At 72.9% G+C, this 10,651-nt stretch carries 7 protein-coding genes; 1 reads left to right on the plus strand and 6 read right to left on the minus strand.

Annotation, left to right across the window (positions count from 1 at the left end; translation table 11 throughout):
* Nucleotides 1-166 precede the first annotated feature (166 nt).
* The 6 genes from ACZ6SD_RS32455 to ACZ6SD_RS32480 all read right to left on the minus strand — a co-directional run bounded on the left by ACZ6SD_RS32455 (nt 167) and on the right by ACZ6SD_RS32480 (nt 8,306).
* The gene (locus ACZ6SD_RS32455; RefSeq protein WP_465320848.1) at nt 167-1,330 is read right to left on the minus strand and encodes a glycosyltransferase family 4 protein; all 1,164 of its coding nucleotides are present in this window, start codon (nt 1,328-1,330) and stop codon (nt 167-169) included.
* Nucleotides 1,331-1,720: 390 nt separating this feature from the next.
* On the minus strand, nt 1,721-3,079 hold the full coding sequence (locus tag ACZ6SD_RS32460; protein ID WP_465320849.1) for a basic secretory protein-like protein: 1,359 nt from the start codon (nt 3,077-3,079) through the stop codon (nt 1,721-1,723).
* Between the two features lie 167 nt (nt 3,080-3,246).
* The gene (locus ACZ6SD_RS32465; protein WP_465320850.1) at nt 3,247-4,284 is read right to left on the minus strand and encodes a C40 family peptidase; all 1,038 of its coding nucleotides are present in this window, start codon (nt 4,282-4,284) and stop codon (nt 3,247-3,249) included.
* A 455-nt stretch (nt 4,285-4,739) separates the two neighbouring features.
* Nucleotides 4,740-4,925 (minus strand): hypothetical protein, encoded by a 186-nt coding sequence (locus tag ACZ6SD_RS32470; RefSeq protein WP_465320851.1) that lies wholly within the window; start codon nt 4,923-4,925, stop codon nt 4,740-4,742.
* A 105-nt stretch (nt 4,926-5,030) separates the two neighbouring features.
* Complete coding sequence (locus ACZ6SD_RS32475; RefSeq protein WP_465320852.1) at nt 5,031-6,824, minus strand: D-alanyl-D-alanine carboxypeptidase family protein; 1,794 nt, start codon at nt 6,822-6,824, stop codon at nt 5,031-5,033.
* Nucleotides 6,825-6,917: 93 nt separating this feature from the next.
* Nucleotides 6,918-8,306, minus strand: a complete 1,389-nt coding sequence (locus ACZ6SD_RS32480) for an NYN domain-containing protein (protein ID WP_465320853.1) — start codon at nt 8,304-8,306, stop codon at nt 6,918-6,920.
* 158 nt (nt 8,307-8,464) lie between these two features.
* Here ACZ6SD_RS32480 and ACZ6SD_RS32485 point away from each other — a divergent pair, with 158 nt between their 5' ends.
* Nucleotides 8,465-10,183 (plus strand): DEDD exonuclease domain-containing protein, encoded by a 1,719-nt coding sequence (locus ACZ6SD_RS32485; RefSeq protein WP_465320854.1) that lies wholly within the window; start codon nt 8,465-8,467, stop codon nt 10,181-10,183.
* Nucleotides 10,184-10,651: the final 468 nt, after the last annotated feature.

Below are 10,651 nucleotides of genomic sequence, written 5' to 3' on the forward strand. Positions count from 1 at the left end.
CTAGGGCCTGTATCGAAGTACCGGTGCGTGTCAGTCGTGATCGGGGTGGTTCCTGGCGGTGCGGCCGCGGCGCCGCTCGTACCGGTGTTGTACTTGGGCGTCGCGGCCGTGCCGCCAGGGGCCGCATCCGGCGCGGCTGGTGCGTGCCGGTACTTCGATACAGGCCCTAGTTTCCGCTGAACCGGTAAGTGGTCTCGCCGTCGAGCAACCGCGCCAGGCGGGCGGCTCGGTCCGCCCAGCGCCAGGACTTCTCCATCCACAGCCTGCCCGCCGCGCCCATCTGGGCCGCGCGGTCCGGGTCGGCCAGGAGGTCGGCGATCCGACCGGCGACCTCGGGGACTGCCCGGCCGTCGACCACGTGGCCGGTCTCGCCGTCCAGGACGGTTTCCGGGGCGCCGCCGGAGTCGCCGACGATGACCGGCAGGCCGGTCGCCGCGGCTTCCAGGAACACGATGCCTAGGGCCTCCACGTCCAGCCCGCGGCCGTGGGTGCGACACGGCATGGCGAACACGTCACCCGCCGCGTAGTGGGCGGGCAGTTCCTCCCACGGCACCGACCCGGTGAAAACCACCTGCTCGGCGACGCCCGTCCGCGCGGCCAGCGCGGCCAGCCGAGCCCGGTACGGCCCACCCCCGACCAGCAGCAACGCCGCGTCGGGCACCCGTTCCCGGATGGCGGGCAAGGCGCGGATCAGGACGTCCTGGCCTTTGCGCGGCATCAGCCGGGACACGCACACCACCACCGGCCGCTCCCCCAGCCCGTGCCGCCTCCGGATCTCGGCCCGCGCCGCCCGATCCGGCTTGTACAGCTCCGTGTCGACTCCCGAGGGCAGCAGCTCCAGCGCCGCCCGCCTGCCGAACGCGGCGGCGAACCGGCCCCGGGTGTAGCGGCTGACGTAGGTCACCACATCGGTGGTCCCGCCGATCCGCCGGATCGCCTGCCGCGCTCCCGGCACCATCGACCAGCCGACTTCATGCCCGTGGGTGCTCGCAACGACCCGCCGCGCCCCCGCCGCCCGCAGTGTCGGCGCGAGCAGGGCCAGCGGGGCGGCGGCGCCGAACCAGACGGAGTCGCATCCCTCCGCGCGCAGAATCTGCTTGGCCCGCCGGGCGACGTCGGGGGTGGGCAGCATCAGCCCAGTGGCGTGCCGGACGACCTGGAACGGCTGGGCCGCGTCGAACTCCTGGTGGGAGCCGGAACGCGACTCCCACTTCGGGGCGTAGACGACGAGGTCTTGCGCTGGCAGCCGGGTGGCGAATGAATGCAGGTATGTCTGGATGCCCCCGGGCCGGGGTGGGAAGTCGTTGGTGACTAGCAGGGTCCTCCGCACTGGGTCAATTTAGGCCCATGCCTGTTGGGGTCTGCTTGGCCCCCGTGGCTTGGTTCTCCCGGGGGGCGTGGCTCCTGGTGGGTTTGCTCGATGGGGTGGTGCGGCCCGGGCGAAGGCCGGTTTGCTGCTCCACCCGCCTCGCACGTGGCAGGTCCGGGTGCCGGTGGGCAAGCGGCCAGGTGGGAAAGACCCTGCCTTGACCTAATTCGCCACCCCACGGCCCCCACTCACAAAGCCCACCCTCCCTGGGGGACCATCCCGAATCCATCCTATCGCCGCAGGTCAGCGCAGGGAAGAGGGTGTGGCGCGCCTGTGGATAACTCGCGATCATGAGGCCCGTCTGGTGGCTTGCGGCACGTTCTCGCGGTTGGCCTACTTGTCCGGAAGGAGTCAGCGGAAGGCGGCGCGTAGGTAGGACTGCCATTCGCGTAGGAGGGTGGCGCGGTCCATGCCGATGGCGCGGCGCAGCAGGTCGTCGGTGTCCGCCGCCGACAGGGGGCCCGCGCCCGCCAGGTCCCGGTAGAGGGCCACCAGGCGGGGTTCGCCCAGGCGGTCGGCGATGAAGCGGGACAGGGACCACGCCTGCTGGTAGGCCAAGTCGAGGCTGCGGTCGCGGGCGCGGAAATCCCGGTCTTCCGGGAGGGCGGTGGGCGGACCGGACTCGCGGACTCTGCGGGCCAGGTCCGGTGCGCCCTGGACCAGGCCGATACCGCTGTCCCGGTATCCCACGTAGTCGGCGAAGCCCTCCAGCAGCCACATCGGAGAGCCGTCGACGGTGGCCACTCTGGCGGCGACGTGGGTGATCTCGTGGCGAAGGACGACGCGGAGGGAGGAGACCGACAGGGCTCGGGAGCCAGCCGGGCTGAGGACGACGCGCTGGCCGGTCGCGGTGCCCTGGGCGGTGTCCACGCGGTCGGCGATGGCCACGGCGACCACGGCGTCCACCGGGAAGTCGGGGCCAACCAGGGAGCGCATCTCGGCGGGGCTGTCGGGCAGGATCAGGGCTACCCGCTGGGGCCAGGCCGGGCCCCAGACCTCGCTGACGGCCCGCACCGACGAGTCGAGTTCGCGGACGAGGCGGTCGACCATCGGTTTGCTGCCGGGGTGGGCCAGGACGATGCCGTTCGCGGTGCTGGTGACCTCGCAGGGGCCGAAGTCCCACGGGCCGCGCCAGCTTCGCCTGCCCAGGTCGTTGAGGGCGGTATCCGACCGGAGGAACCAGCCGCCCGCGCGGCGGACGAACAGGTAGCCCATGGCCCGGGTGGTGGGGACCTGGTCGACGCCGCGCAGCGCGTAGCTCAGGTCCACCGCGGGCGCCCACAGCTCGATCGCCGTCGGGTCGGCCGCGGGGGCGGGCAGGGTGGTCAGGTCGAGGGTGTCGTCGGCGCGCACGGTGTAGGACCAGGCGTCGAACGGGACGGTGGCCAGGTTGGCGAACAGGTCCAGTTGGGCTTGGAGGAACGCGGGGTCGGCCTGCGGGTCGAGGGTGGCGAGGAAGGCGGCCTCGTCGCGGCGGGCCAGGGCGCTGGCGCGGCGGTCGAGCAGCTTGACGATCGCGTCGGCGCGTTCGGCGTCGGCGGCGGCGACCGACTGGGACGGCGGGGGCACCGCCCCCATGGGCTGGCCCTGGCCGGACTGCCCGCCGGGGGCGGACGCGGGGTCGGGCAGCGAGACCAGGGCGAGGCCGGTCAGTGTGAGCACGGCGACGACCGCGCTCAACCAGGTTCTCGCCTTTACCCCGATGGCCACCAGCGAATCCTAGGTCCTGGCGCCAAGCGCCGGGTGGCTGTCAGCGCGATCGGGGTGAATCCCGCAGGCGTCGCCGCCGTGCGCTTCGCGACCGGGCCCCGGACGAAAAAGCGCTGGGACCGGGGCTACGCGACCCCGGTCCCAGCGCGGAAACACCCGCTCGCGACCTACCCGACGATGCGCTTGGCGCCCAGGTAGTCGCGGCCGCCGCCGTCGATGGTGTCGGTCTTCACCGGGACACCCGTGGTGGAGGCGTGCACGATGCGCCCGTCGCCGATGTACATGGCGACGTGGTGGATGCTGCTGGCGCTGCCGCCGTAAAACAGCAGGTCGCCGGGGATGAGCTCGCTGCGCGAGACGGACTTGCCGTAGCCGAACTGCGCGCGGCTGGAGTGCGGCAGGCTCACGCCCGCGGCCCGGTACGCGTACAGAGTCAGGCCGGAGCAGTCGAACGCGCCCGGACCCTCCGCGCCCCACACGTAGGGCTTGCCGCGCTGGGCCAGGGCGACCTCCATCGCGCGACCGGCCGCGCCGGGCGGGGCGAGGTAGACGCCGTCGTCCTTGGGGCCGCCGAGGTCGGCCAACTCCTTGACCGAGAGCCGGTTCTTGGCCTGCTCGACCTGCTTGATCTGCGCCTGCAGGTCGTCGTGGGCCTTGGTGATGTCGGCGGCGAGCTTCTCCGCTGCCGCCTTGGCCTCGGCCGCGCGGCGTTGGCCGTCCTCGGCCAGCTTGCGGGCGTCGGCCGCGGTCGCCACGGCGCTGGTGTACTTCTCCAGCGCCTCCTGGTTGTCGGCCGCCAGGACGTTGAGCGCGGAGGCGCGCTCCAGGAAGTCGTCGGCCGAGGACCCGGTGAGCAGCGCGGAGATCTTGTTGAACCGCGCGCCCTGGAAGGACGCGTTGGCGAGCAGGTCGACCTGGCCCCGGAACTGCTCTTCCAGCGCCATGGCCTGCTTCTCGTTCTCGCCAGCGAGCGCGACGTCGGCGGTGGCCTTGTCGTATTCGGCGCGCTTGGCGTCGAGGTCGGTCCGGGCCTTGAGCAGATCCTCGTTGACCTTGCTCGCCTGTTCGCTGAGCTGCTGGAACTGCCGCAGTGCCTCGGATGCCGTGGTGGGTGGGGGAAGGGGGGTGGGAGGCTGGGCGAACGCGGGGGTGGGCGAGAAGCTCACCACCGCGACGACGGCCGTGACACTCAGCGCACTACGCATTGCACGTTTGAGTCGATGCGACGACACGTCGCGCGTACTCCTTCGTCCGTCTTGCCGCCGACGGGGGCGGCCTTTCGCACCCGCGCGCCGCGTGCGGCGTACGGGTCCGAACCGGCGCGAGCGGGGTTGCCGCACGCTATCCGATCAAGGACGACCCCACCGTGGGGGACCGGTTCAGCCCCACGACAGGGCTGACTCGGCGGCGACCTCGCGTAGCCACCTCGGGGTGGGTGACTGCTGGCCGCGAGGTCTCGGACAGGTTACGAAAAGTGAGCCTCTCCGTCTACCGACCCCCTCGAAATTGGGTTGCGATTCGTGCCGAAACACCAACGGAGCAGTCGCGACTCCACTCTGTGATGAGTACGACAGCCCAGTTCACTCAGGTGGTGAACCGCTCGGCGACTGAACCGACCACTCGCCGCCTCGCTGGATTCACCCGGGCGGATCACCCCCGATCAGGCGGTCTTCTCGATCGGAATCAGCCGCAATCGGGGCACCATGCCCGCCGCGGCGAGCGCGTCGATCGCCCGCTGCTCGGACGCGTCAAGCTCGATGCTGGGCGGCGCGCCCAGCAGCACGGTGACCACGCACTCCTTGCACGCGTCGCCGCGAACCTCGCAGCTGTCGCAATCGATGATCATTGCCCGGCTCCTTTCCGTGCCCGCCGATCTTCGTGATCCGCAGATTAGGAGAAGGCACCGACAATTTTCGCTCAGGCGTTCGAGACGAATCCGGCCACCGGGCGGTCACGCCCCGACGAACTCCCAGTGCCACGGTTCCTCGCGGCCCCGGCCCGGTTGCGCCCACGGCGGATTCGACCACCCGAAAAGGCCTGCGTTGGCGACCATCCAGGCGTATTCCGGGGTGCCGAAGGACTGCACTCCGCCACACAGGTCGACCGCCATGCCCCAGCCGTGATTGCTGGTGCCCGGCACCGCGGCCAGGGCGGGTTTGGCCCCGTAGAGGCGCACCTGGGCGGCGAACGTGCGATACGAGTCGGTCATGCACAGCGGCTTGCCGAACGCCGACGCGAACGCCGCCGACATCGCCCGGAACGCCTCGGCCGCGTCGCAGCGCAGCAGATGCGCGCCCTGCCCGGCCGGGCACAGCGCGGCCAGCGGGATCAGCCCGTTCGGATACCCGCCCCACGCGCCGGGAGCCTCGCCCGCGGCGCGTGGCGGCAGCTGCACGCCCCCGCACCGCCACGGCAGGCCGCCGTCGGTGGCCCGGGGCGGCTCCTGCGGCGGCCGCTGAGCGAGCGCGGGCCTGCCCACGCCCAGCACCGTGTCCCCGCCGGGCAGGTCCGTCACCACCACGCCCGCGAGCCGCGCGTCCGCGGCGAGCATCGTGCGCTCGTCCAGCACGATGCCCACGCCCTGGGCGCCCAGCCGAGCCGGGCCGAGGAAGACGATGTCGCCGGAGCGCGCGTCGGCTGTCGGGACCGGGGTAAGCACGGCCATCTGTTCCCCGACAGACGGCGGCAACGGCACCCCACCGGCCGTGTAGACCGAGCGGACGAGACCATCGCAAGAGAACGCCGTAGGTCCCTCACCGCCCTTACCGGGCACATACGGTTTGCCAAGAACGCTTACCGCCGCGTCGACAGCCTTGATCGTCTCTTCCGGCAGCACTAACAGTCGCTCACCGTCGGTCAGGATCACCTGGGCGACCCCCGCCTGCGGCTTGCCGTCCGCCCCCGGCACCGATTGCAGGCCGGGCGGCAGCCGCGTCGGATCGCGGAGCGTGGCCGCCTTGGGCGCGACGACGCCCGCCGCGGCGAGCTTGCCGGTGTAGGCCGCCCAGTTGGCGGCCGTCTTCCGGTTGCGCTCGGCCTGCGCCTGCTGCTGGGCGACCACGGCCGCGTTGGTGTCGTCGACCTTGCCGCGCAGCTCGGAGGACACCGCGGCGGCCCGGTTCGACGCGTCCCCGGTCCGCCGGTCGAGGTCGGCTTTGCGCTCGGCGGCGGAGCGCTCGGCCCCGGTGGCGGCGTTCTCCGCCTCGACCGCGGCGCTCTGCCTGCGCACCGCGTCGGCGAGCCGGGCGTCCTGGTCGGCGCGCACCCGCCCGAGCAGGCCCGCGCCCTGCAGGAAGTCCTCCGGGCTGTCCGCGGTCAACAGCACCTGCAACCCGCTGGGCTGGGCCAGCGCGGAGTACAGCGCGGCCGAGTACTGGTCCACCTCGGCCTGCTGGGCGGCGACCACCCGGTCGGCGGCCTCGCGCGCGGACTTGGCCTCGCCCACCCGCCCGGCCGCGGCCCGAAGCTCGTCCTCGGCGGCGCGCACCCGGTCGGACAGGTCGGCGAGCTCGCGCTGGACGTCGGTGGCGGTGCGCTGCAACTCGGCGACCTTGGGATCGGCGAACGCCTCGCCCGGCCGAGGGTCAGGCGCCTGCGCCCCCGGCCCGACCCCGGCCTCGACCTGCGGCGGGTCGGTCGGCGGCGGCGTGGGCTGGCGGGCGCCCGCGACCGGCTGCCCGAGCAGTGTCGCGACCAAGACCAGCGCGGCTCCCGCCGCGATCGCGCCCCGTCCCCTCACCAGCACCCGCCCCTCCGCCACCGAGACGCCCGCTAAGGACCGCCCGCTCGATCAGATCCAGCTCATCTCAGATCCCGGCATGTCAAATCCCGGTTCATCTCAGATCCGGCCCAACCGGGCCAGCAGCACCGCGGACGGAACCGGGTGGGCCCCGCGTCTGCGCACGGCGTCGGCGACCGCCCGGTCGGAGGTGACCACGACCACCGGCCGCCCCTCCGGCTCCGCGGTGACCAGCGCCTTGATCACGTCGTCGGCGAGCACGCCCGGGTCGCTGAACAGCACCCGCACCCCGCGCGGCGCGGCGACCGGGACCGCGACCACGCCAGCGCCGTCGAAGACCAGGGTGACCTCGGCGGAGGTGCGCGCGGACAGCGAGGCGAGCTGGCGGATCAGCCGGTCGCGCTGGTCGGCCAGGGACAGCTCCGGGTAGCCGGTCTTGGTGACGTTGTAGCCGTCGACCACGAGGTGCACCGCGGGCAGCGCGAGCAGCCGGTCGAGCGCGGCGGGGTCCTCGACCCGGCCCACGACCCCCTGGGCGGCGGTCGCGCCGCGCACCAGGTCGGCCGGGCGCGGCCCGCCGCCGCCGAGCGCCAGTTCGCGGCGCAGTCCGGTGACGGCGCCGTCAAGGGTGTCGACCAGCAGCGCGAGCCGCACCTCGTCGGCCTGCCTGGCCTCGCGGGCGGACTGGCGGGCGATCTCGGCGTCGGCCTCGGCCCTGGCCGCGCGGGCGCGCTCGATCTCGGCGCGCTCCCGCTCGCGGTCGCGCTGCTCGGCGAGCGCGGCGAGCTCCACGCCCACCTCGGCGCGCAGCCGCTCGGCCTCGGCCTGGGCGGCCGCGGCGGCGTCCTTGGCCTCGCGCAGCCGGACCCCCTGCTCGCGCAATCGCTTGCGGAGCCGTTCCAGCTCCGCCTCGCCCTCTTCGCGGACCCGGTCGGCCAGGCCGGTGGACTCGGCGGCGAGCCCGCGCATCCGGTCGAGTTCGGCCTCGGCCTTGCGCAGCTTCGCGACCGCCATGTCCCGCTCGGCGCGCAGCGAGACGTCCGACGCCCGCCGCGACACCAGCTCCAGGTAGTGCACCGCGGACTCCTCGCCCAGCAGCACCGCCGCCGCGGCCACCGCGACCGGGTCGTCGCCGCCGAGGTCGAGGCTGGCGGGCCGGTTCTCCCGGAACCACTCCACCACCGCCGTCCGGAAGCCGACGACGTCGCGCAGGCAGGCGATGATCGCCGCCCCGCCCAGCCGGGCCCGCTTGGCCGGGGCGAACCGGGCCACCGCGCGCAACTGCTGCGGCACGTCGACCTTGGGCAGCGCGCCCACCGCCTCCGCGCCCAGCTCCGCGAGCCGGGTGCGCACCTGGTCGGGCAGGGTCGCGAAGTCCACTCCGGACCCCGTTCGGGTGGCGGCGTCGTCCACCGGACCGTCCGCTGTGGACAGTTCGGGCGTCGGGCCGGACTCGTCCGGTCCGACCGGCAGGGACGACGGAGCCATTCTCTAAGGCTAGTCGCGGGCCCAAGAACCTCGGCGTCGATGCCCCTTCACCCGATCGGCCCCCCGCTCACCGCACCGAGTGAGCCCGGCCAGAGCAGTCCGTGGAGCCGTTCGCGGCAGGGGAAAACTGTCGGTGGGGTGATCTAGCTTCGACGGTGATGAGCAGCGCACCAGAGCCCCGCGGCCAACTCGCGTTCGACGAGTTGGGCACGCCGCTTCGCGAGACGACCTTCGTGGTGTTCGACCTGGAGACCACCGGCGGCAGCGCGGAGGAGGACGCGATCACCGAGTTCGGCGCGGTCAAGATCCGCGGCGGCGAGGTGCTCGGCGAGTTCGCCACCCTGGTCGACCCCGGCCGGGGCATCCCGCCCGAGATCGTCGCGCTCACCGGCATCACCGACGCCATGGTCTACACGGCGCCGCGCCTGGAGACGGTGCTGCCCGCGTTCCTGGAGTTCGCCGCGGGCGCGGTGCTCGTCGCGCACAACGCCGGGTTCGACGTGGGGTTCGTCAAGGCGGCCTGTCGCCGGTTCGGGTACCCGTGGCCCAAGCCCGCCGTGGTCTGCACGGTCCGGTTGGGCAGGCGCGTGCTCAGCCGCGAAGAGGCGCCGAGCTGTCGCCTTTCGGCGCTGGCGGCGCTGTTCCGGGCTACCACCATGCCCACCCACCGCGCCTTGGACGACGCGCGGGCCACCGTCGACGTGCTGCACGCCCTGCTGGAGCGGGTCGGCTCGCTGGGCGTGCAGTCGCTGGAGGAGCTGCTCGACTACATCCCCGAGGTCACCGCCGAGCAGCGCCGCAAACGCACCCTGGCCGAAGACCTGCCCAACGAGCCAGGTGTCTACCTGTTCCGCGGCCCCGGGGAGGAAGTCCTCTACGTCGGCACCGCCACCGACCTCCGGCGGCGCGTGCGCCAGTACTTCACCGCGAGCGAGACCCGGCGGCGGCTGCGCGAGATGGTCAGCCTCGCCGTCCGCGTCGACACGGTCACCTGCGCGCACCCGTTAGAGGCGGAAGTCCGCGAACTGCGCCTGCTGGCCGCCCACAAACCCGCGTACAACCGCCGCTCGAAGAACCCCCGCCACGCCTGGTGGATCACCCTCACGGACGAGCCGTTTCCCCGCCTGTCCCTGGTCCGCCGCCCGCGCGAGGGCGCGCTGGGCCCGTTCCGCAGCCGCGGCCGAGCCGAGGAGGCGATGCTGGCGTTACAGGAGGCCACCGGCGTGCGCCCGTGCACCGTGCGCATCCCCGCCCAGTCCCCCAACGCCCGCCCGTGCGCCTTGGCCGACCTAGACCGCTGCGCCGCGCCCTGCGCTGGCAAGCAGAGCGCCGAGGACTACGAGCCCGCCGTCCACGCCGTCAACGCCCTGGTGGCAGGCCACGAACTCGACGCGCTGCACCGCCTGGAGCGCCGCATGACCGAGCTGTCGACAGCCCAACGCTACGAACAAGCAGGCGCCGACCGCGACCGCCTCCGCACCCTGGTCCGCGCCCTAGACCGCGGCCAACGCCTCTCCGCCCTAGCCGCGATCGCCGAACTAGTCGCCGCCCGCCCCGACGCCACTGGCGGCTGGGAGTTCGCGGTGGTCCGCCACGGCCGCCTCGCCAGCGCAGGCGTCGCCCGCCGCGGCGTCCCCCCAATGCCGGTAGTGGACGCATTAGTCGCCACGGCCGAAACCGTCATCCCCGACGAAGGCCCCCTTTACGGCGCCCCAGCTGAGGAGGTCAGCGTCGTCCTCCGCTGGCTAGACAAACCCGGCACCCGATTGGTCCGCTGCTCCCACCCTTGGTCCGAACCCGCCCACTCCGCCGCCCGCTGGCGCCCCTGGCTAGACCGCGCCGACCACGCGAAAACCACAACCCTCCCCCACGACTGATCCCCCACCCAGCTGATCCCCCCACCCACCAAAGAACCCACCCGAACACGCCCCGTGATCGCAAGTTATCCACAGGCAAGATCGTTCTGGACCCGATTGTCGGCCTGGCCCGATAGACTGGAGCGGGGTCAGCCCCCAGGGTGGGTGGGGTTTTGTTGTGGGGCTGTGGGGCGGCAAAACAAGAGCAAAACAAGAGCTGTCGCGACGTGAATGGGACGGTTGCGCGGCTTTCATGTGGGCAAGGCTCGCCAGCCCACCCTCCCACTAGGCCCCTGGTGCCAACCGCCACCCGGCTCTGCCAGGCTGAACCCGGGCTCGCCAAGTGCGCGATGGCGCGGAGGCAGCGAATCCGCCCCGCCGTCAGGCCGCACCTACGCCCGCCCAGTGCTCGATGGGGTGGAGTGGTTTCTTTGGGGGTGAAGGAAGATCCCTAAACTCGCCGTGGTCGTGGGGCCGAAGGCTCCCCAC

The organism is Actinokineospora sp. NPDC051303, from assembly GCF_055586285.1.